Source organism: Geodermatophilus obscurus DSM 43160 (assembly GCF_000025345.1).
Taxonomy (GTDB): Bacteria; Actinomycetota; Actinomycetes; order Mycobacteriales; family Geodermatophilaceae; genus Geodermatophilus; species Geodermatophilus obscurus.
The window spans coordinates 1,221,111-1,242,232 of record NC_013757.1 but is presented as its reverse complement, the minus strand read 5'-3'; the positions used below and the strand labels follow the sequence as shown (position 1 = coordinate 1,242,232).

Below are 21,122 nucleotides of genomic sequence, written 5' to 3'. Positions count from 1 at the left end.
TGGCAGCGCCGCCGGCTGTACGCACAGCTACCGGGGTCGGCGAGATCACCGCGGCCCGCCTTGTGGGCCGAGCTCAATGACACCCGGCGGTTCAGCTCCTCGCGCAAGGCGGTGCGGCCCACCGGGCTGGACATCACCGTCTATTCCTCCGACGGCAAGCGGCCTCCGGGCAAGCTGTCCCGGCAGGGCTCGCCGCTGCTGAACCTGGCCGCCACCGCCCCGTTCACCGGACTCGCGCTGCAAGCCCTGGACGCCGTCACGCGGCTGAGCGGGCCAGCCGCGGCTCCCGCGCCGGGCTGACCCCCGTACTCCCCGTCCCTACGACCGCAGCGATGCCCGGACCGTGGAACCGGCGCCACCCGAGCGACCTCGGCCAATCAGTCACAGCCGGATGCGATTCTCACGACCACGCGGGACAAGAACCCCGACGGCCATCATGATGATCATGACCGTGAAAGATCCGGGCTAACGAGGCCGTCGAGCCTGAGTTCGTCGAAGACAATCCGTCCTGGCGATGCAGTCTGGCGAAACCGCTCCATCCGGGGCCAGGACCGCAACGGCGAGTGCCAGGTCAATGGGGCGACCGGGACACGCTTACGTCCGGGGCATCCCACCGGCATCCAGCAGTGGCTGCCGGACGGTCCAGGCCATGTGCCGAGGGCAAAGGACCTACGGAACTCATGCGCCTCGTCGTGAGAACGGTCGGTCCCCTACTACGGCTTCAGCCCGGGCCTACGGCCCGGCGGATCACCGCACCGCCTTCGGTCCCTTTCGACGGCTTCGGGACACGAGTAGTTTCCTCGATCCCACGGGGGCTCAGGGGGACCAACCAGGGATCACGACGGAGTGGGGACGATGACCAGTGACACCGGACGTTCCGGGATCCCGAACTGGATGTCTGCCTACATCGACGCGTGGAACAGCCACGATCCTGCGAAGGTGCTGGCCTGCATGACCGAGGATGTCGTCTTCGACGACAAGGGGCTGGGCGAACGCCTGGAGGGCACCGACGCGGTGCGCGCCCTGCTTCTTGACCTGACCCAGAGCATGTCCAGCGACTACCGCCTCGACTGGGGCGAGCTCATCGTCGGCACGGACGACCTGTGGGGCGCGGAGTGGACCATGTCGGGCACGAATGACCGGGAGGACAAGGCGCGCGGCCTGCCGAACACCGGTCGCCGGTTCCGAATTCAGGGGCTGTCGATCGGGCGGCTGCGCGACGGAAAGGTCGCCGAGGAGCACCTGTACTGGAACATGGCCGACTACATGACCCAGGTCGGCCTGATGCCGGAGGCTCCCGCGCCGGCCACCGTGTGACGGGATGGCTCGGCGACGGAGCCATCGAGCGTCGAGTCCTCCGTGGCAGCGTGCGCGCAGCTTGACGCGGGACGTCGCAGCTGACCAGGCGGATTGCGCTTCTCGAGGCGGGCCCGCTGGCAATGGGCGGGCCCGCAGAACGGCGCAGCGGAGGCCGAGGCGGCCTGACCTCATCGCATGCGTCCCGTGCGCGGCCGCCGGACTACTGCTGATGGCACGCGCCGGTCAGACGCTGGAGGCTCAGTTGCCGGCGGCCCGGAACTGCTTCACGACGTCTGCCTTGATGCGGCCGCGCGGAGACACGTCGATTCCCTGGCCCTTCGCCCAGGCTCGGACTGCCGCGGGGTCGATCGAGTCGGTGGTGGTGTGTCGAACAGCGGCGCGGCCCTTGCTCGTCGAGCCAACCTTGCGCGCTGCGCTCACATACTTCGACAGCGCGTTACGGAACTCAGCCGCATTGTCGTCTGTGAGGTCGATCTCGTACTCAGTGCCCGAGATGCCGAACTTCACTGTGGTGTCGGCCGGTGACTCCCCGTCCAGGTCGTCCACCAGCATGACATTGGTCTTGGTTGCCATGCCCAACATCTTCCGGGCACCGACCGGAAAGTCAAGATGAGCCATACGGCCATTGACCCGATCGGGGCGGTCAGAACCACCCTGTCAGTGCAATGAGCCCAGCCATTGCACCCAAGACCTTCGAGGGCTCCGTCACACGTCCGGAGCGTCGCGAAAGGGAACACTGCCTCATAGTTGACTGCTGACTCAGCGAACGAACGCATCACGCCAACAACGCACCTAGACATGAGCTGGCGGACCCGCCGCCTGATGCTCGGCCCGACGGTCGCCAGCCACGAACGCCTCTGCCTCGTCCACCAGGCCATGCTCGTTGTCGAGGCGACCGGGTCATGAGCGCCTATCAGCCATGGTCCGGCTGCGATCTTGCGTCGGGGTGGCGCGGCGCACGTCAGTTGCGCGGAAGGGTGGCCAGCCACTTCTTGGTGGCGTCGTCGAGCAACAGATACTCCCGAAAATGGCCGAGCAGATCGTACGTGTCGGCATAGAAGAACCGGGTCCCCCCAAAGCTGGCCTCGAGCGCGATCCGGTGGCCGCGCTGGCGGTAGCCAGCCATCACCGGTCGTACTCGTCTGTGCTGTCCAACTGACTGGCGATGTGATGACTACGAAGGGCGAACCGGTCCGATCGCTCGGGCAGAAGCGCTCGAAAGACGTCGACCTCGCCGGACACGGGCTGAACAATCTCGAGCTGAAGGTCGCCGACATAGGTCAGCCCCCAGTTGATCGCCGCCTGCCCGCTACCGACGGTGGGCAGCTGCAGACTGTCGAAGGTCGCGAACTCGCGGACGCCTTGGTCGTCACGGAAGACCGAGACCGCCCGCTCGAGGTCGGTCGTGACACAAGCCAATTGCACAACGTTCCTGAACACTCAGTCTCCCTTGCGGTCAGTGCGGAGGGTTTTCAGTGCTGATCACTCGCCGAACGCCGCTCGTCCCGCCGATTCCAGCGGAGGGCTCGACGACGCCTGAACGACGGCGGCGAAGGCGGTGCCGATGGCCAGGTCTCCCGGTGAGGTCGACGACTTGGCCGGAAACGCACCGTCGCGGACGTCGGTCAGCCCGCGCTCGTCAGATTCAGCGGTGAGCCGACGCCGGCGGCGGTCAGCGACCCCAGTCAGTCCCCGAAGTGCCACAGCTCCGAGATCTGAACATTGCGCCAGTGCGCCAGGAGCACGCCGGTGCCCCGGGTCGACCGGCCGGTGGGCGGCACCGCAAGCAGCGGGCTGTAGCCGCTGTAGGTGCCCGTGCAGGGCCAGCGCTGCACCGTCATGTCCCCGTCGACGACCAGTTCATCCACGCGGACGGAGGAGTCGGGAATGCCCGGTGGAACCCGGTGATGTAGTTCCGCAGCCGCACCTTGTCCAGCTCAGGGAAGGGCGGCATGTGGTAGATGAGGTCGTCGCTGTCGACCTCACCGAGACCGGACACGTCTTGCTCCCAGCCGGCGCGAGCCCTGGTCGAAGCAGCTGCGCGCCAGCTCCCGGATCGGGACGGAATTGGTCTGGGCCATCGTCGACCTCCCTTGCGCGGGTCCGTCGGTATGGAGACGGCCGTGGCGCCACTGTAGGAACGGCGGCGGCCAACCAGGGCCCGGAGTCGCTGCTCCGCGGCTGTTTCACGCCCGTCTACGCCCGCCGGTTCGTCGCCCAGATCGATCTCCGGCTCGCGGTGCGGAGTCGACCGGGCAGCGCAGCCGGAGGAGGACCCCGCCGGCCTCCGGGACGAAGGGCTCGCTGTCTGCGCAGGAGGTGGGTGGCCGTTCGGTGCTCACCAGCCCAAGCACTCGCGCCAGATACAAGCACGCTTGTGGGTCCTTGCCGCCGTCGGAGAGGTCCTCATGGCGACGGCGCGCACCTCCCCGGGGATCTGTGAGCGCGATCTCAGGAGTCCGAGCCTGACGCCTCACCAGGCCGAGGTGCCGGCGCCGACGCGAGGAAGAACCTGATCATCTCAGCGGACGCGTCCGGACCCAGGGGATCGGTGTAGGAACCGACAGGGTTTCCGCCGTACCAGGCATGCCCGCCGCCGTGCACCGTCCAGGACTCGACGAGGACCGTCCCGTGGCCATCGGTGTGCACCGTCTTCGTGCACGCATGACCGACCCCTGCGTCCACCCGCGTCGTCTGCGACACCGAGGTCTTGGCCGAGACCAGCCGGGCAGCCACCAGCTTCTCGGCGTTCACCGGGGCCACGACCGGGTCCCGGTCGCCGTGGAAGACGATCAACGGGATCTGACCCCCGGGAGCGGGCGAGCCTCCGGTCCGCATGGCGGCGAGCGCAGAGGCCGTGTCGTGCGCTGCCCTGAAGGCGATCCCGGAGTGCACCCCCACCCCGGCGAAGAGATCCGGATGGGTGGCGGCCATCACGGCGGCCATGGCGCCGCCCGCGGACAGTCCGGCCACGAACACCCGGTCCGGGTCGACGGCGTGATCGGTCATGACCCGCCGGACGATGCCGGCGATGATCGAGGGCTCGCCGGTGCCGGCCTGCTGGTGAGCCGGGGAGAACCAGTTCCAGTAGCCGCCGCTGTTGGCGGCGCGTGACTGTTCGGGATAGGCGACGAGGAAGCCGTGCTGCTCAGCCAGCTCGTTCATCCGGGTGCCGGCAGCGCAGTCCGCCGCATCCTGCTGGCCGCCGTGCAGCATCACGACCAGCGGCAGCGGAACGCCGGTGCGTCCGGTGGGGAGGTACAGGTCATAGGCACGCGTGCCGGCCGGCTCGGTGAGGCTGAGGTGCCGGATCTCGCCCCCGGGCGCAGCAGCCGCCTCGGCCGCGCCCACGGGCGCCCCGGCCCCGCGGACGGGACGAAGCTGCTGGAGCAGACGGCCCAGGGCGTCGGGCAGGCCTGCGTCGGACCGGGCCGCCCAGGCACCATGGAGTGCGTCGAGCAGGCCGCTGGCGCCCGGCGCACCGCTCCCTCCTGCGGACCGGATCGGAGCGACCTTGGAGAACGGCAGCCCGGTGAGTGCCTGACCGGCGCCGGGCGTCGCGGGGGGTGGCACGACAGGTGTGGAGCCGAGCGTGCGCTGGATGACCGCGAACGCCTCGTTCAGCTGCCCTGCGCGGGTGAGCCGGAGAGCTTCGGACATGCCGGAAGTACGGTCGTCGTCCATGCAGGCCCCTTCGGGGGTGAGTGCGGCGCGGATCGTGCGGTCGGCGCCGTGCGGGACTGCTCCCCCGCCGGTCGGCGGGGCAGCGGCTTCAGGCCGTGCGGGGGGCCAGAGCAGCCTTGACCGCCCGCGGCGCTCGGAATGCGCCGAGGACCTCGACGGCCGAGATCGTCGCCAGGGCGAGTTCGGGAGTGACGTCGTCCGCGATCGTGGCCAGCCCGAGGACACGAAGTTGCACGGTGCGCCCGGCGTTGCGGAGGTCCTCGAGGTCTCGCCTGGTGAGGTGCTGGGCTCCCAGGGTCAGCGTCCGGCGCGCGACCGTGTCGTCGACGGCTGCGGCCCGGGTCTCGAGCTGCCGCCGGATCGCCGTGCGGATGAAGTCCGTTCGGTTGGCGTAGAAGCCCTCGTCGACCAGGAGATCGATGTGACCGAGGTCGACGAGACCGATGTTGATGGTGATCTTCTCGCTCTTGTCCGTCTCGGCCATGGCGCCCCCCCTGCCGATACAATCCTGTCACCATCCCATGGGATGGGCAATCGCTGCAGAGACGGGCGCACGCGGCGGCATCCGGATTCCCCGATCAAACCGGGACAGCCCCCAGGCGGCGGATGCTCGTCGCGAAGGTCCACGCCTCGTCCCGGAAGGACTGGTCATCAGGCGCGAACGGCGGGTCGTGGCAGACGAACCTGTCCACCGCAGGCCCGCCCGGCGGCGCGGAGCACCAGGGCGGCGCCGGAGGAGTGCCCGTAGAGGTGCACGCGCCCGCCGACCGCGTCGATCAGCGCGGCGATGTCCTCGATCTCCCGATCGACGCGTATGCAGCTTGTCCCCGCGACCCCGCCGGTCATGGTTCACGGTCGTGAAGTACTCGCCGAGCCCCCGGGCCGTGGGGCGCATCAGGACGCGGTCGCAGGTCGCACCGCAGACCGTGATCAAGGGTGGCCCGGAACCGAAGGTCTCATGAGCGATGAGGGTGCCGTCCGCCGAGGTGACTGTCCGGTACGTCATGCAGGTTGGATCCGGGACTGGCGCGCCGCTCATCGCGAACGCTGGGTGCCGGCAACCTTCCGAGCCTGTTCGCGTTCATGGTCCGGATGACGTCGCCTGCCTCACGGCAACTGCTGGTAGGCGGTCGGACCGGTGAGCATGCTGGCGTGCTGCCGGATCGCCGAGTGCGCGCGGCGAACCTGCCGGCGTCCGGCTGCGGGCACCGCCCGATGCCCGAGCCGGACGAGGGAGTTCGCGACCCCGAGGGCACGCACCGCAGCAACCGCCCACCACGCCGGCGCCGCCATCCCCAACCTCCGACACACCGGCGCGCCGTGGAAAATCTGCGCGAGTGCCAGGACCAGCTCGCGGGTCATTGCCTCCGGAGTATGGAGCACCGGCGTCAACAGTTGCGCGTAGGCCTCCAGCAGCGCCTAGACCAACGCGCGGGACCCCTCGTCCGGCGGCGGCGTGACCATCTCCAGCAGCGCCGCCAGGTTCGTCGCCCCCGCGTGGTCGTCCACCTGCAGCTCGGGATCGATCCCGAGCAGGTGGGCGATGTAGCGGAACTGATGGTGGACGTCGTCCCGCTCGTGAGGGCGCAGGCCGACCCCAGCCGGCCCATCGCCCGGATCGGGACGTAGGTGAAGTCGAGCAGGGTCCGGGCGAGGTCGGCCTGATTGATCGGCACCCCCCACTGCTCGACGTCCCACCACCACCGCAAGAGCTCAGCGCGCATGCGGGCGTAGAACAGCCGCACCTGCGCGGTGGCCACGTACCCCGGCGCGCCCACCCGCAGGGCGCCCGGCTGCACGGCACTGCCCAACCAGGCCCCGGTCTCCTGGATGCGCCGCGGCGCGCGGGTCACCAGCCGCCCGCTCGAGGTCAGGACACGGGCCAACCCCGGCGAGCGGTAGGTGTTGATCAGCGAGCCCGGCCCGAGCAGCAGCTGCATCCAGACGGTCCCGATGCCCAGGTAGGCAGCGCCGCCCCGCTGGAGCCGCTCCGGTCGCACCCAGGAGGGCAGGCGCTCGAGCTCGGCGACCAGTGCGGCCAGCGAGTCGGGGACCGCAACCGACGCCGACCGGCCCTCCAGCAAGGCGGTGACAGCGGCCGGCGGGACGCAGGTTGTCGCGACGTCGCCCAGCCGGGTGGTGATCACCTGCTCGTCCTGACACCAGTCGCGGGCGATCGTCGACCGTCCCCTCTAGTTCACGACCTGGCGGCGGACCATTCTTGGCCGACGGCCCGGTGTCCGCGCGCGAGGAGGACCGCCATGGCGAGCGACGACACTTCCGCGATCTCTGGCCGATCTCTGCAGAGGGGGGATGCCCGAGCGTCGGATTGGCGCTATGACTGTCTCGACGACGCCGCCCGACTGGCCCGCCGGTACCTCGACGGGCTGCGGGATCGACCGGTGCGCGCGAAGGCGGGACTCGGTGAGCTGCGCGCCGTGCTCGCACGCCCACTGACCGACGACGGCGAGGAGCCCTCGGTGATCGTTGAGAGCCTGGCGCGCGACGTCGACCCCGGACTGGTCGCGTCGGGTGGACCGCGGTACTTCGGGTTCGTCATCGGCGGCGCGGTGCCGGCCGCGGTGGCGGCCGACTGGCTGGTGTCGGCGTGGGACCAGAACGGCGGAGGCTTCGTCGCCTCACCTGCCCTGTCAGTGGTCGAGGAGGTCGCCGCCGGCTGGGTCCGGGAGCTCCTCGGTGTGCCGGCGTCCAGTGGGGTCGGGTTCGTCACCGGCGGCCAGATGGCCAACTTCACCTGCCTGGCCGCCGCGCGGCATGCGGTTCTGCGCGACGCCAGCTGGGACGTCGAGGCGCACGGGCTGCACGGCGCGCCCCGGGTCCGCGTCCTGGCCGGCGAGTACGCCCACGTCACCGTCGGGGTCGCCTGCCGGCTGCTCGGGCTGGGCCAACTCCTCGACGTGGTGCCGGCCGACGGCCAGGGCCGGATGCGCGCCGACGCGCTGCGCGGCGCCCTCGCCAACGGCGCCGACACCCCGACGATCGTCTGCGCGCAGGCCGGAGAGATCAACACCGGGGCGTTCGACCCGTTCGTCGACATCGCCCGCACCTGTCGCGAGCACCGGGCGTGGCTGCACATCGACGGCGCGTTCGGGCTGTGGGCCGCCGCCAGCCCGCGGCGGCGCCCACTCCTGGCCGGCGCCGAGCAGGCGAACTCGTGGGCGACCGACGGCCACAAGTGGCTCAACGTCCCCTACGACTGCGGGATCGCCATCGTCGCCGACCCGCCCGCTCACCGCGCGGCCATGACCTCGACCCAGGCCTACGTTCCGGCGCACGCCGACGACGTGCCCTACGGCTTCGACTGGACACCGGAGTTCTCCCGGCGGGCACGGGGCGTCACGGTGTACGCAGCGCTGCGCCAGCTGGGCCGCCACGGCCTGGCCGACCTCGTCGACCGATGCTGCGACCACGCCCAGCTGATCGCCGGCCGCCTCGCCGCCGAGCCCGGCATCGAAATCCTCAACGACGTCGTGCTCAACCAGGTCCTCGTGCGCTTCGGCGACGACGACGCACTCACCAACACGGTGATCGAGCGGGTCCAACGCGACGGAGTCTGCTGGCTGGCCGGCAGCACCTTCCGCGGACAAAGCGTCATGCGCATCTCGGTCGTCGGATGGCAGACCACCCCGGCCGACGCCCACCGCAGCGCCGACGCGATCATCACCGCCGCGCGCACAGCAAATGGATGACGCCATGCCGAGCTGATCACAAGCCTCGCCAGGTGCCGCTGCAGTACTGATGCGTCTACTAGGCGCGTCCGCCGGGTTCCAGCTACGCCGGACGGACAGCGAGCCAGGCGTGCAGCCTTCCCAGCCGTCGACCCTCCGGAGCCCTCGACAGGTCAAAGTGACGGTCAGGACACGTCTAGACCTGGCTGCCCACCACCGCCCAAGGAACGTTCGTTCCCGCGCGGATCTCGCTCTGCCAGCGCAGGCCGCAGCCCCACAGCCACGGAGTCAACTGAACCGGGGGCAGTCCCGCTCCGTGACTGGATCGGGCAGTGGACGGACCTTCACAGCGGCCCACTGGTGCGGTCGGCAGTCGCATCGCCACCCAGCAACGAGTGGCCGATGCCGGCGGCCTGGGACAGGTACTGCATGATCGGATTGTCCGGGCCGAAGACCCGGCGGCTGCGCTGCAGCGTGTCCTCACCCAGGCTGCGGGCCGACTCCGCCTCGCCCAGTTGGGCCTGGGCGAGGGTCAGGGCGGCCGCCGCCCAGAGGCTGGTCGGGTGATCGAGGCCGAGCACCCGGCGGCAGTGCTGCAGCGTGTCCTCACCCAGGCTGCGGGTCGCCTCCGCCTCGCCCAGTTGGGCCTGGGCGAGGGTCAGGGCGGCCGCCGCCCACAGGGTGATCAGGTGGTCCGGGCCGAGCACCCGGCGGCAGTGCTGCAGCGTGTCCTCACCCAGGCTGCGGGCCGACTCCGCATCACCCAGCGCGGTCAGGGCAAGGGCGAGACTGCTCGCCGCCCACAGGGTGATCAGGTGGTCCGGGCCGAGCACCCGGCGGCCGCGCTGCAGCGTGTCCTCACCCAGGACCCGGGTCGCCTCCGCCTCACCCAGTCCGACCTGGGCGTGGGTGAGCGCGGCCGCCGCCCACAGGGTGATCAGGTGGTCCGGGCCGAGCACCCGGCGGCCGCGCTGCAGGGTGTCCTCACCCAGGATCCGGGCCGACTCCGCCTCACCCAGTCCGACCAGGGCGAGGGTCAGGGCGGCCGCCGCCATCAGGGTGATCAGGTGGTCCGGGCCGAGCACCCGGCGGCCGCGCTGCAGCGTGTCCTCACCCAGGATCCGGGTCGCCTCCGCCTCACCCAGTCCGACCAGGGCGTGGGTCAGGGCGGCGGCTGCCATCAGGGTGATCGGGTAGTTCGGGCCGAGTACCCGGCGGCCGCGCTGCAGGGTGTCCTCACCCAGGACCCGGGCCGGCCGCGCCTCCCCCAGTTGGGCCAGGGCGCCGGTTAGGGCGGCCGCCGCCGACAGGGTGGTGGCGTGGTCGGAGCCGAGCACTCGGCGGCAGCGCTGCAGCGTGTCCTCGCCCAGGCTGCGGGCCGCCTTCCCCTCGCCCAGCTGGTTCAAGGCCCGGATCAGGGCGGCCGCCGCCAACAGGGTGCTGGCGTGGTCCGGGCCGAGTACCCGGCGGCAGCGCCACAGGGTGTCCTCCCCCAGGGCGCGGCCCGACTCCACCTCACCCACCGAGATGAGGGCAAGGGTGAGGGTGCTCGCGGCGGTCAGGGTGTCGGGATGGTCGCAGCCGAGGATCGCCCGCCAGCGGTCGAGCAGCGGTTCGCCAACGGCCCGGCTGCCGGAGCTGTCCCCATGGGCGTGCAGGTAGCGAATGATGTCCAGGACCAGGTGCCGGCCGGCAGCAGAGGAATCACCCAGCGGGGAGGTGGCCAGCACGTGCGGAGCGAGCTGGGCGTAGCCGGCCCAGCTGACCGAGTCCTCCGGGTCGCCCGGGGCGGCCGCAACCAGCAGCGCCACTGCTTGTTGGGCGGTGGTCTGTTGCCGGTCGGGCAGGAGCTGCTGGCGGATGACCGCTTGCACGAGCCGGTGTAGCTGGAAGCCATCGGGGTGGCGGCGGGCCAGGGAGTAGCCGACCAGCGCGCCGACGCTGTCGGTCAGGGTGTCGGGATCGGCGGCGATGGTGCGCAGCGGCTCGTCGAGCAGGTCGGCGTGGTCGCTGACCAGCGCCAGCGGGATGGGTTCGGGGGCGAAGAAGGCGGCCAGCTCGAGCAGCTGCACGGCGGCCGGGTCCTCGTCGCGCAGCCGGTCCAGCGACAGCGCCCAGGCGGTGTCGACCCGCCCGGAGTAGCCCACCACGTCGCCGCGGGCCAGCAGGCTGGTGCGGCGGGCCCGGAAGCGGCGCAGATAGTCCACGGGTGGCAGGTCGGTCTGCTCCAGAAAGCTGGCGGCCTGGGCGGCAGCCAGCGGCAGGTCCCCGAGTTCGGCGGCGAGCTTGTCGGCCAGCTCCTCATCCAGGGCCGGAATGCGGGCGCGCAGCAGCGCCACCGTCTCGACCCGGGCCAGCACGTCCACCTCCAGCCGCCCACCCAGCGCGCCCCAGCCGGGAGAGCGGGAGGTGATCAGCACGTGCCCAGCCCCGCCGGGCCGGTAGTCGGCAATGTCCTGAGGGTGTTCGGCGTTGTCGAAGACCAGCAGCCAGCGGGTCCGGGCGCGCAGCTCCGCCAGCAACCGGTCCACGGTGGCAGCCACCGTCGGCCCGGCCGGCAGGTCTAGCCGGGCGGCGAGGACGGCGAGCTGGTCGGGGATGAGCACCGGCTGTTCGGCGTCGATCCACCACACCAGGTCGTAGTCGGCGGTGAACCGGTGGGCGTACTCGAGCGCCAGCTGGGTCTTGCCCACTCCGCCCAGCCCGTACAGCGCCTGCACCACCAGCGTGCCCTCCCCGGCGCGCAGCCGCCGCCGGAGCTCGGCGAGCATGCCGTCCCGGCCGGTGAAGCGGGGATTGCGCGGCGGCACCCGCCACACGCCCGGCAGCGCGCCGGCGAACCGCGGCTTGTCCGCCAACCGGGGTGCCGGACCCGGGCGGGGAAACGGCGGCGCGCTCGTGGGGCGGCCCCCGGCCAGCCGGGCCCGCAGCCGGGCCGCCGCTGCGGCCTCGTCCAAGCCGGTCAGGTCCAGATGGATCAGCGACGCGTACAGCGGGGGCAGGGTGACCGGCTCGACCAGCACCGGCACGATCCGCCCCGCGGCCTTGGCCTGATTGGCGAAGGCCGCCCGCAGCTCCGCGCCGCCGAACACAGAGGCGAAGTAGGCCTCGGTGCACACCGCCAGCAGCCGGTCCGCGGACTCCAGCGCGGCGGCCATCAGGGCCACGAAGTCCTCACCCGGAGCCCAGTCCCACACGTCGAGCTCGACGGTGTAGCCGGCCTGCTGCAGCTGCCAGGCCAGCCACTCCGCCCACCCGGTGTCCCGGCCGGCGTGGCTGATGAAGAAATCGGTCGCCCGACTGCTCACGCACCAGACGTACACCCATCACTGGCCGTAGGCGATACCCAGCGCCGCCGTTCACACAAGCAGCCCATCCGGCCGCAGACCCTCATCTCGCCGGGCCCAAGTGGAGCCTCGTTGTCTCCGGCAGCACTCATCGCCTACCACCCCCGCCAGTTGCTGAAGAGCCTCGGCGCTGAAATAGGCGCACGACCTGAACAAATCGCGCGACGTATCGGCGGGGCGAAATAGGCAAGACATCGCTGACCGGCCGCTCTGGCCTGACACCTCCCGGGACGCTGTCTGGCAGCCCCTTGTAGCCCACGCGGGCCTGGCGGCTGATACGCGGTCCATGGCCTTCGGCACTTCAGTCCCTCGGCCCCATACATGCCGGCCAGTCGATCAGCGACAAGTACACAGACCGACATGCGTGACGCGCTGCAACGGCTCTCGGCTCCTCCACGGTCGGCCTCGCAAGGCTCTACCGCCCGGCCGACAGGCTCACCTCATCGAGCCCGCCGCTCGCCCATGCCCTAGTTTGACGCCCGGCTTGACCGGCCAAGTCCGGTCTCCCGCCGCGGGCTGATTTGGTACATCCCTGACGCGCCCAGGACGACGGCGAGCATGACGTGCCTGGTTCATCATCGGCCAAGCAGCAGGCGTAACGATGACCGCATGATTGCTGACCGAGCCGGGAAAGGGCCGTAGTCGGACGCAGAGCCGAGGGCAACGGCGTATCGGGGGCTCAACCGCTGCCCCTTACTTTAAGGGCTACGGCGATGACGTCACGAAGGAACTCCGCCGGGAACGGCTTGGGCTCGATGCTGACCCTTCCAGTGAGGCCGTGGCTCACAGGCAAGGAGTCAACCGAACCGGGGCAGTCCCGGCTCCACCTCCAGGGTTCGGACGCAGTGATGCGGACCGGAGGAGGCCTGTACGCGGTGTTGTTCCTCGGAAACGACTTGGCCGAGGTCCATCACGACATCGAGCTCGTCGTCGAGTCCGGGCGGGGCGATTGGCCCGCCGAAGGCTGCCCGAGGGCGTGGAGGGGCTGGCGGCGCTGCACGCCCTGATCACCGACCACCTCGACGAGGACGCCGAAGCCGACCAAGTCGTCGTGGGGATCGAGACCGATCGGGGGCCGTGGGTGGTATTCACTGTCAAGGGGTAGGCGGTGACGCCGCCGTGACGGCCAAGTTATAGGTGTTGCTGGGTGAGCACGGATGCGGGCATTCCGGTGTCGGGGCTGGTGACGGCTGATGTGACGGCCGCACTGGCCGAACTCGCGGCAAATCGGGACCGGGTGTACTACGACGGCGTGGCGGCCGACGCCCACAACAGCGGGGGCGGGCTCGACTTGTACGCCGACCTGGTGGCGCGTTCGAACCCGCGCAGGCCTGCGTACAAGTCGGCTCGGGAGCTGTATCTATGGGTGGAACTGCGGCCCGCCGGTTGGCTGCGCGGCCTGTACACCGCTCACCAGCGGGAGCCCGAGGCGCCGATCCGGCCATCGCCCAGGAGCTGACCGCGCGGCTTGTCGCCCTGCAGGCGCGGGCCGACGGACGAGGAGGGGTCGATGAGCGAACCGACTGAGGTAGATCGGTGTACCCTTTGTGGCGAGCCAATTGCGCCCGGAGACAGGTTCTGTCAGAAGTGCAGTCGATCCCTCACCGCCAGAGGCGAGGGCCGCAGGTGGTCCGACGTGGGCCGCTGGGGTCGCCGACCTGCCGGGAGATCGCGGTGGGTGGCCGTCGCACTACCGGTCGCTGGTCTGGTTGCCATCGGAGCTGCCGCCATACTCGTGCTCGTCCCAAACCGCGACCACGGCCCTGTCGCATCTTCGACACCGATTTCGAGTCCCAGCTCTCACGATCCCGGACCCGACACGGCGGTCCCATCGCGTCCCAGCGCCTCGACGCCGGACGTCATCGATGCCGACCCGTCGACCGATCTGGCCCCTCGGTCCTGGAACTCCGTGTCCGAGGCGCGGGCCCCGTCGACATCCGTGGGCGGCGTCGACGGGGCAGGGAACCGGACCTCGTATGTCCCGGCCAACATGCTCGACGGGGATCCCGCGACGGCATGGCGCATGGACGGCGACGGGACGGGCGCCGTCCTGACTTTCGGCCTCGACGAGCGGCGTCCCATCGCGCAGCTGGGGTTGGTCAACGGGTATGCGAAGATCGACCCAGCGACAGGCGAGGATCGCTATAGTCAGGAGCGCAGAATTGTGAACGTCTCCTGGTCCGTGGGTGGACTCGTTCATCATCAACCGCTGGTGGACGGGGCTCGTTGTCTTCAGACGATCAGCATCCCGCCGGTGCAGGCCAGGATCGTGCAGCTTCGGATTGATGCGGTCACCGAGCCTGGCGACGCACGCTTCGACAAGACGGCGATCAGCGACGTCCTCATCGCTGGCTGAGTGACGGTGGCTCCTTCGAGCACATCAGGCGGCCGACGCCAGGTTCGCACGCTTGGCAGCAGGCCCATCCCCTTGTCCTGACTGCTGCCCTCGAGGACAGTCCATCCCATGGTAAGCGGCCAGGTTGCCGACCTTCACTCGGCTCCCCGCCTCGGCCCCCGAGCTGGATCCGCAGCGGCCATGACGAGGACTGGCAGGCGGAATCCGGCACGCGATCCGAAACACCGAGCAAGAACTCGACACCGACGAGCCCGATGGCGCCGTAGCGAGGAGCTACTGGAAGTCTGTACTCCTGAAAGTCGGTACTCAGCTTGCTGGGAGACGCCGTGACCGCCGATGAGCAGATGGCGCGGATTACCGACCTGGTCGTGAGGCTGTTCGGATGGTGACCGAACGACCGGGCCACTGCCGCGGCTGCGCACCTCGGGGTCACCGGAGGTCGGCCACAGCCTTGTCAGCTGTGAGAGGCGCCGCCTTCGCAGTGGCGCTGAGCGTGATTGGCTCGGCTACCGCCTGCACAATCCCGACAAGTGCGTCGAGTGCCTCGACCGGGACGACGACACAAACTACGTCGCAGGTCTCCTCACCTCCGTTCGCGGCCCCGCTCTCAGCCGGGCTGCCTGCTGTCGTCGTTCTGGATCCGGGGCACAATGGCGGCAATGCTGCTGCTCCGGCTGATATTAGCCGGCCCGTCCCGGCAGGTGGCTTCACCAAGCCGTGCAACACCGTTGGTGCACAGACGAGCGCCGGATACCCCGAGCACGCGTTCGCGTTCGATGTGGCGCATCGGGCAGCGGACCTGCTCCGCGCCAAGGGCGTGACCGTGGCCCTGACCCGCACCGATGACTCGGGAGTGGGCCCCTGCGTGAACGAGCGCGCCGACGCAGCCAACGAGGCCGGCGCCGCTTTGGCGGTTTCCATCCATGCGGACGGCGCCGACCCGGACGTTCGGGGCTTCCATGTGATCAAACCTGCTTTGGCACCTGATGGTGGCAACGCCGGCATCTTGGAGCCTTCGGAGCAAGCAGCGTTCCACATGCTGACGGCCTTCAGCGCGGCGACTGCTGAACCAATGGCCACCTACCCGGGAGAGCTTGTGCAGCCCGGACTCACTCGACGTAACGATCTCGCCGGACTTAACCTAGCACGCGTTCCGGCAATCTTTATCGAGTGCGGAAACATGCGCAACCACGAGGATGGAACAGTTGTTACCGACCCGGACTGGCGTCAACGAGCCGCGCAGGGGATTGCCAACGGCGTGCTGATGTTCTTAGCCTCACGTCCATGAGCCGAGAGGACGTCGGACTCATCCGGTTCTTACTCCAGCCCTGGTCAGCGCGGACGCCCGTCATCGTCCCGCTGATTCTGCCCCGGGATGAATGGAGGCTTCCAACCCCCGCTGAATGGAGGTCATGGCGGCACGGAGGAAACCCAACGAGCTGCGTGAGCGGGCGATCCGCTTGGCGCTCGACCTGGTCGCGGTCCGAGGGATTGAGCGTCAACGCCGCCTGACGGCCGGTCGGCGAGCAGGCGGGAATCGTGTCGGACTCGCTGCGGAACTGGGTACAGCAGGCTCGCATCGACACCAGCAAGGCGTCGAGTCCGACGACCGATGAGCGGGCACGGTTGGTGACGTCGGAGCGTGAGAAGTCGGCCTTCCTCGCCGCCGAGCTCGACCGGCCGCAGCAGCGCTGATCCACGACATGGACCAGCATCGGCAGGAGTGCGGAGTCGAGCCGATCTGCCGTGCGCTCACCGAGGCGGGCGCCGGGATCGCTCCGAGTATCTACTACGCCGCGCGGACCCGGCCGTCATCGGATCGGGCGGTCCGCGACGAGCGGCTCAAGCCAAGCTCAGCTGGGTCCCTGAGGCCAATCACGGTGAGTAGTCGGCTGCGATGGCATTGCTCGGTGCACGCTCCCCGGAAGGTAGTCCCGGGCAGGTCCGCTGGTACGGCAGATCCCCGGCGAACTGGTTCCATTCGTCTGCGGACAAGTTGCGGTTGACCAGCCTGCAGCCGGCCTCAGCCCAGGCAGAGGGCGGCTCCTCCCACCAGCTCAGGTCCCACAGCTGCAACGTCTTATCGGTGGTGGTGGCCAGTAGGCGCCCGTCGAGGCTGAACGCCGCACTCCAGACCACGCCGCTGTTACCTTCGAGCGGCTCGCCGTACGGCTGGCCGGTGGCAGGGTCCCACAACAACGTCGTTCCGTCGGCGCCGGCGCTGACCAGCAGGGTCCCGTCGGGGCTGAACGCCACCGCGTTCACCGCGTCGGTGTGGCCGGTCAGCGGCTCGCGGTGGGGCCGGCCGGTGGCCGGATTCCACAGCCGCACCGTTCCGTCGGCGCCGGCGGTCGCCAGCAGCGTGCCGTCGGGGCTGAACGCCACGCCGTTCACCGCGCCGACGTGACCGCCCAGCGGCTCGCGGTGGGGCCGGCCGGTGGCCGGATTCCACAGCCGCACCGTCCGGTCGGAGCCGGCGCTGGCCAGCAGGGTGCCGTCGGGGCTGAACGCCACGCCGTTCACCGCGTCGGTGTGCCCGGTCAGCGGCGCACCCTGCGGCTCGCCCGTGGCGGCATCCCACAACTGCACCGTTCCGTCCTCACTCGCGGTGGCTAGCGGCGTGCCATCGGGGCTGAACGCCACGGCGTTCACCGGGCCGCCGTGGGTGGTCAGCAGCGCACCCTGCGGCCGGCCGGTGGCGGGGTCCCACAACAACGCCATCTCGTCGACGCTGGCGCTGGCCAGCAGGGTGCCGTCGGGGCTGAACGCCACGCCGTTCACCGCGCCGCTGTGGCCGAACAGCGGCGCGCCCCGCGGCTCACCCGTGACGGGATCCCACAGCCGCACCCTCCCGTTGCGACCGGCGGTGCTTAGCAGCGCGCCGTCCGGGCTGAATGCCACCTCGTAGACCAGGCCGGGGTCACCGGCCAGCCGCCGGCTGACGGAATAGGTGTCGGCGACCTCCCAGATTCGCGCCGTTTGGTCGGTGCCGGCGCTGCCCAATGAGGCCCCGTCGGGGCTGAACGCTACGGCGGTCACCGCGCCGTCGTGGCCGGCCAGCGGACCGCCGCGCGGCCGGCCGGTGGCCGGATTCCACAGCCGCACCGTCGCGTCGGCGCCGGCGGTGGCCAGCAGGGTGCCGTCGGGGCTGAACGCCACGCCGTTCACCGCGCCGACGTGACCTTCCAGCGGCACACCGCGCGGCTGGCCGGTGGCCGGATTCCACAGCCGCACCGTCCGGTCGGCGCCGGCGGTGGCCAGCAGGGAGCCGTCGGGGGCGGGGCTGAACGCCACGGCGTTCACCGCGCCGACGTGACCCGCTTGACCGGCCAGCGGCGCGCCGTGCGGTCCCCCGGTGGCGGGGTCCCACAGCCGCACCGTCCCGTCGGCGCCGGCGCTGGCCAGCAGAGACCCGTCGGGGCTGAACGCCACCGCGTTGACCGCACCAGCGTGGCCGGCCACACCGGCCAGCTCGCCGCGCCCTCGGCCGGTCGCTGTGTCCCACAACCGGATCGTCCGGTCGGTTCCAGCGCTGACGAGCAGGGTCCCGTCCGGGTTGAACGCCACGGCGTTGACGGCGTCGGTGTGGCCGGCTAGCGGCGCGCCGCGCGGCCGACCGGTGGCGGGGTCCCACAGCCGCACCGTCCCGTCGGCGCCAGCGCTGGCCAGCACAGCACCGTCCGGGCTGAACGCCACCGCGGTCACCGCGTCGGTGTGGCCGGTCAGCGGCGCGCCGCGCGCTCGGCCGGTGGCGGCATCCCACAGCCGCACCGTTCCGTCGGCGCCGGCGCCGGCCAGCACAGCACCGTCCGGGCTGAACGCCACGCCGAACACCGCCCCGTCGTGGCCGTCGGACACCCACGCAGTGCGGTGGGTGAGCTGGGAGAGTGCGGTTATCAGTCCGGCGGGAGGGGACCGGTCCTGGTCGCCCGCGAGACTTAGGCTCTGCAGGCCCAGCAGGATGGCCAGGTCCGGGCGCGTGCTGACCAGCCGGTCCGCACCGGCTGCCAGCTCCCGCGCCGAGGCCAAAGCGGACGCCGCCCGGGCATTTGCGGCGTTCCTCCAGGCGATGACGCCGAGCACCAAGGCAGAGATCAGGAGCAGGGCCATGGTTGCCGCAATCAAGCTCGCGCGACGCAGGCGGCGGCGGGCGCTCCGCTCCGCTGCTCGCCGCGACGCCTCGAGAAACTCTCGCTGCCGGTGCGTGAGCTTGCCGGCCCGGACTGCGTCGTCCTCCTCCGCGGCGGCGAGGTCAGCGCCGAGCAGCAGCAGGCGGTCCGGCCTGCACTCTTGCTCCCACAGCGTGGCCGCCCGCTCCACGGGGGACAGGTGCTGGGCGAGCCAGGCGGCGTTGTCCCGTTGGACGGGTTCGATCAGCCGGTCGTGGGCCAGCTCGTACCAGGTGGCCTGCCGGCGGGTCTCCGCGCGGACGAGGTGGGCGTCGAGCAGCTCGCCCAGCAGGCGGTACCCGCCCTCCCCGGAGGGCGCGGGTCCCTCGAGCACCTGGCTGCGCAGCCCCTGCGGGGTGATGAGCCGCTCCTCGAACCACTCCCGGATGGCTCGCTCGGGTACCCCGGTGCGCTCCGCGGCCGCGCGGACCCGCTCGGCGTAGTAGCCGGCCAGCGCCTGGTCCACCCGCCCCAGGGCCTCGACGTCGGCACGGGTGATCTCCGAGGCACCAGGTGGCAGCATCGACCACAGCAGGTGGCAGGTGACCTGCAGCTGGACCGGCTCGACGTAGGAGCCGAGCACCTCGGTGACCCCGTCCGGCCGCTGCACCCGCACGGTGCGCAGGTCGTCGACCAGCTGCCGGGCGGCCTCCTCGGTGAAGTCGACGCCGGCCCGCTCCGCCGGTCGGCGGATCGCCTCGAGTGCCTGGTCCGCGGAGAGCAGGTCCAGCCGGAACCTCGTCCGCAGCCGCGTTGGGACATGCCGCAGGTAGGGGTCCAGGGCGGCGAGGAAGTCCTCCCGCATCAAGAACAGCGCCCAGTAGTCCTGGTCGCGCAGCGTCTGGCCGAGCTCCTTGAAGAACGCGTGCTTGGCCGGCTCGTCGGTGGGGTCGGCGGTGAGCACCTCCTCGAACTGGTCGAAGATGAACACCTCGTTGCCTGGACGGCCGTCCCGGTCGGCGCGGACCGCCAGGTACTCGCGCAGCGTCAGGGTCGCCAGCTCTGCGACCGGTCGTTGTCGCTCCGGCGGCAGGCCTTCCTCGAGGGACAGCAGTGCGCTCATCACGTAGCGGTTGCGGGGCGTGGGAGCTCCGGGCCGGGATTCCAGCGGGTGGGTGACCCGGATGACCGGCAGCACCTCGAATCCGTCGTCCCGCAGGGCCGGAACCAGGGCGGCCTCGATCAGCGACGTCTTCCCGGCGCCGGAGGGCGAGTAAATCAGGACGATCCGTTCAGCTTCGAGCAGGTCGACCAGTTCCTCGCGCTCGCGGTCCCGTCCATAGAGAGCGTCGCCAAGACGGAAGGAGGTCGGGCCGACGTAGGGGTTGCCGACCCGCGAGGGCGTGTCGGTGGCGGTCATCGCCGGGCACCCCAGGCGTCCTGCGGATCCTTGGCGAAGTGCTCCGTGCTGCCCCAGTACAGGGACACGCGCGCATTGCTGAAGTAGGTCTTCAGGCACCTCCAGGCACGCCCCGCGTCGACCGTGGCCCCCTCCTCGGGATCGAGCTGAACGGCCACATGCGTGTACTGGGCTCGCCGCCGTCCCCCCTCGGAGTTCATCAGGCTGCGGTACAGGACGCGGAAGTCCCACTCATCCAGGCGAGACCTCAGGAACATTTGCGCAGAGTCCGACAGCCGCCAGCGCACCACCGCCGGCACGAGGTCCTGGTTGCGGGTGACGCCGATGAGGAAGTTGAAGTGGTCATCCTCGGTCAGCACCAGGGACTCGGGCTCGTCGAAGGTCCCCAGCAGGTGGTAGATCAGCGGACGCTCGGGGGTGGGCCGGTAGTCCAGTTCGCGATCGAAGACCGACTCGGGCCAGTCGGCGTCCTCGTGCCAGCGGCAGAGCTCCACCTCCGGTCTGCGGCTGGCGTCGCGCGGGGCGTTGGCCAGCAGGCGGGAATTCAGGGTGGTGATGTAGACCGGCGCCGGCAGCTGGGCCAGCACCGAGAAGGGTTCGACCTCCTCGCGCCGGTGCTGCGCCTCCCAGGCCGCGGCGAGGAGGTCCTCGAGGGAGGCGTCCTCGTCGAGCAGGTCCGCGGGCAGGTCCTCGCGGTACCGCTCCACGAGTGTACGGCGCAGATGGCTCATGTACTTCAGGCAGGGGAAGCGCCGGTTCTGGTTGACCGACAGGTACTGGGCCACCTGGGGCAGGCTGTCCCGGTTGTGCGGTGCCATGGGGTAGCGGTAGCTCTGGGCCCAATCCGTGGCGATGTCCTGGCGGGTGCCCAGCAGCGCCTCGGTGATGCCGACCCCGACCACCGGGGTGCACATTCCGACCTGCAGGTCGATGACCAGCGACGGCCACTTGTCGAACCGCTCCCCGCCGGGAGCGGTTCCGGGCCGGTACCACAGCCGTCCGCTCCTCAGCCGCATGAACAGCGCGGGCACCGACCAGTCCGGCCGGTTCTGCACGGCCGCCCGGACGACCACGGTCACTCGGTTCACAAGCCCGTGCTTGACTGGGCTCTGGAAGAAGGCCTGGGTTAATACTGCGGCGGTGGTCATGGTGATGTTCCCCTGCATCGTCACCACGGCGGGCACGCCCCTCGCCGTC

At 70.6% G+C, this 21,122-nt stretch carries 20 protein-coding genes and 1 pseudogene; 8 read left to right on the top strand and 13 right to left on the bottom strand.

Going from position 1 to position 21,122, the window contains the following annotated elements:
* Positions 1-60 precede the first annotated feature (60 nt).
* On the top strand, positions 61-300 hold the full coding sequence (locus tag GOBS_RS28555) for a transposase (RefSeq protein ID WP_012947373.1): 240 nt from the start codon (positions 61-63) through the stop codon (positions 298-300).
* A 555-nt stretch (positions 301-855) separates the two neighbouring features.
* On the top strand, positions 856-1,317 hold the full coding sequence (locus GOBS_RS25230) for an ester cyclase (RefSeq protein WP_012947372.1): 462 nt from the start codon (positions 856-858) through the stop codon (positions 1,315-1,317).
* A gap of 240 nt (positions 1,318-1,557) precedes the next feature.
* Here the strand turns inward: GOBS_RS25230 and GOBS_RS05810 are convergent, their stop codons facing one another.
* The 10 genes from GOBS_RS05810 to GOBS_RS05785 form a co-directional block, all read right to left on the bottom strand.
* Positions 1,558-1,893: a histone-like nucleoid-structuring protein Lsr2 gene (locus tag GOBS_RS05810; protein ID WP_012947371.1), complete on the bottom strand. Its 336-nt coding sequence runs from the start codon at positions 1,891-1,893 to the stop codon at positions 1,558-1,560.
* Between the two features lie 388 nt (positions 1,894-2,281).
* A complete protein-coding gene (locus tag GOBS_RS27135; protein ID WP_012947370.1) occupies positions 2,282-2,446 on the bottom strand; it encodes a hypothetical protein in 165 nt (54 codons plus the stop codon).
* The gene (locus GOBS_RS05805) at positions 2,446-2,760 is read right to left on the bottom strand and encodes a hypothetical protein (RefSeq protein WP_166487303.1); all 315 of its coding nucleotides are present in this window, start codon (positions 2,758-2,760) and stop codon (positions 2,446-2,448) included. Before GOBS_RS05805 ends, GOBS_RS27135 begins: the two co-directional genes overlap by 1 nt.
* 245 nt (positions 2,761-3,005) lie before the next feature.
* Positions 3,006-3,209, bottom strand: coding sequence for an ester cyclase (locus GOBS_RS26040; RefSeq protein ID WP_081448812.1), 204 nt, complete (start codon positions 3,207-3,209; stop codon positions 3,006-3,008).
* Complete coding sequence (locus GOBS_RS27130) at positions 3,158-3,319, bottom strand: hypothetical protein (protein WP_012947367.1); 162 nt, start codon at positions 3,317-3,319, stop codon at positions 3,158-3,160. The genes GOBS_RS26040 and GOBS_RS27130 overlap by 52 nt, the downstream gene beginning before the upstream one ends.
* A 452-nt stretch (positions 3,320-3,771) precedes the next feature.
* Positions 3,772-4,980, bottom strand: coding sequence for an extracellular catalytic domain type 1 short-chain-length polyhydroxyalkanoate depolymerase (locus GOBS_RS05800; RefSeq protein WP_208104391.1), 1,209 nt, complete (start codon positions 4,978-4,980; stop codon positions 3,772-3,774).
* A gap of 112 nt (positions 4,981-5,092) precedes the next feature.
* The gene (locus GOBS_RS05795) at positions 5,093-5,488 is read right to left on the bottom strand and encodes a CopG family transcriptional regulator (protein WP_012947365.1); all 396 of its coding nucleotides are present in this window, start codon (positions 5,486-5,488) and stop codon (positions 5,093-5,095) included.
* Between the two features lie 167 nt (positions 5,489-5,655).
* Positions 5,656-5,850, bottom strand: coding sequence for an alpha/beta fold hydrolase (locus tag GOBS_RS25225; protein ID WP_049788156.1), 195 nt, complete (start codon positions 5,848-5,850; stop codon positions 5,656-5,658).
* Between the two features lie 261 nt (positions 5,851-6,111).
* Entirely contained in the window at positions 6,112-6,366 is a 255-nt protein-coding gene (locus tag GOBS_RS25220; protein ID WP_012947364.1) for a hypothetical protein, read from the bottom strand.
* Positions 6,367-6,392: 26 nt separating this feature from the next.
* Complete coding sequence (locus GOBS_RS05785; RefSeq protein ID WP_012947363.1) at positions 6,393-7,151, bottom strand: oxygenase MpaB family protein; 759 nt, start codon at positions 7,149-7,151, stop codon at positions 6,393-6,395.
* A 255-nt stretch (positions 7,152-7,406) separates the two neighbouring features.
* Here GOBS_RS05785 and GOBS_RS05780 point away from each other — a divergent pair, with 255 nt between their 5' ends.
* Positions 7,407-8,714, top strand: coding sequence for a pyridoxal phosphate-dependent decarboxylase family protein (locus GOBS_RS05780; RefSeq protein WP_208104390.1), 1,308 nt, complete (start codon positions 7,407-7,409; stop codon positions 8,712-8,714).
* Positions 8,715-9,037: 323 nt separating this feature from the next.
* Here GOBS_RS05780 and fxsT read toward each other — a convergent pair whose 3' ends face one another.
* Positions 9,038-12,001, bottom strand: a complete 2,964-nt coding sequence (gene fxsT / locus GOBS_RS05775; protein WP_049788154.1) for an FxSxx-COOH system tetratricopeptide repeat protein — start codon at positions 11,999-12,001, stop codon at positions 9,038-9,040.
* 914 nt (positions 12,002-12,915) lie between these two features.
* Between fxsT and GOBS_RS28550 the strand changes: the two are divergent.
* The 5 genes and pseudogenes from GOBS_RS28550 to GOBS_RS27125 form a co-directional block, all read left to right on the top strand.
* A pseudogene (locus GOBS_RS28550) lies at positions 12,916-13,124 on the top strand (IS110 family transposase); the annotation flags it as partial.
* 63 nt (positions 13,125-13,187) lie between these two features.
* The gene (locus tag GOBS_RS05765) at positions 13,188-13,499 is read left to right on the top strand and encodes a hypothetical protein (protein ID WP_012947360.1); all 312 of its coding nucleotides are present in this window, start codon (positions 13,188-13,190) and stop codon (positions 13,497-13,499) included.
* 480 nt (positions 13,500-13,979) lie between these two features.
* Positions 13,980-14,396 carry an NADase-type glycan-binding domain-containing protein gene (locus tag GOBS_RS05760; RefSeq protein WP_041241349.1) on the top strand — a complete coding sequence of 139 codons (417 nt, stop codon included), beginning with the start codon at positions 13,980-13,982 and terminating at the stop codon, positions 14,394-14,396.
* A gap of 382 nt (positions 14,397-14,778) precedes the next feature.
* Complete coding sequence (locus tag GOBS_RS26030) at positions 14,779-15,684, top strand: N-acetylmuramoyl-L-alanine amidase (RefSeq protein WP_012947358.1); 906 nt, start codon at positions 14,779-14,781, stop codon at positions 15,682-15,684.
* Positions 15,685-15,935: 251 nt separating this feature from the next.
* A complete protein-coding gene (locus tag GOBS_RS27125) occupies positions 15,936-16,091 on the top strand; it encodes a hypothetical protein (RefSeq protein ID WP_166487301.1) in 156 nt (51 codons plus the stop codon).
* Between the two features lie 180 nt (positions 16,092-16,271).
* Here GOBS_RS27125 and GOBS_RS05750 read toward each other — a convergent pair whose 3' ends face one another.
* Positions 16,272-19,925 (bottom strand): WD40 repeat domain-containing protein, encoded by a 3,654-nt coding sequence (locus GOBS_RS05750; RefSeq protein ID WP_012947357.1) that lies wholly within the window; start codon positions 19,923-19,925, stop codon positions 16,272-16,274.
* Complete coding sequence (locus GOBS_RS05745) at positions 19,922-21,109, bottom strand: SIR2 family protein (protein WP_166487300.1); 1,188 nt, start codon at positions 21,107-21,109, stop codon at positions 19,922-19,924. The genes GOBS_RS05750 and GOBS_RS05745 overlap by 4 nt, the downstream gene beginning before the upstream one ends.
* Positions 21,110-21,122: the final 13 nt, after the last annotated feature.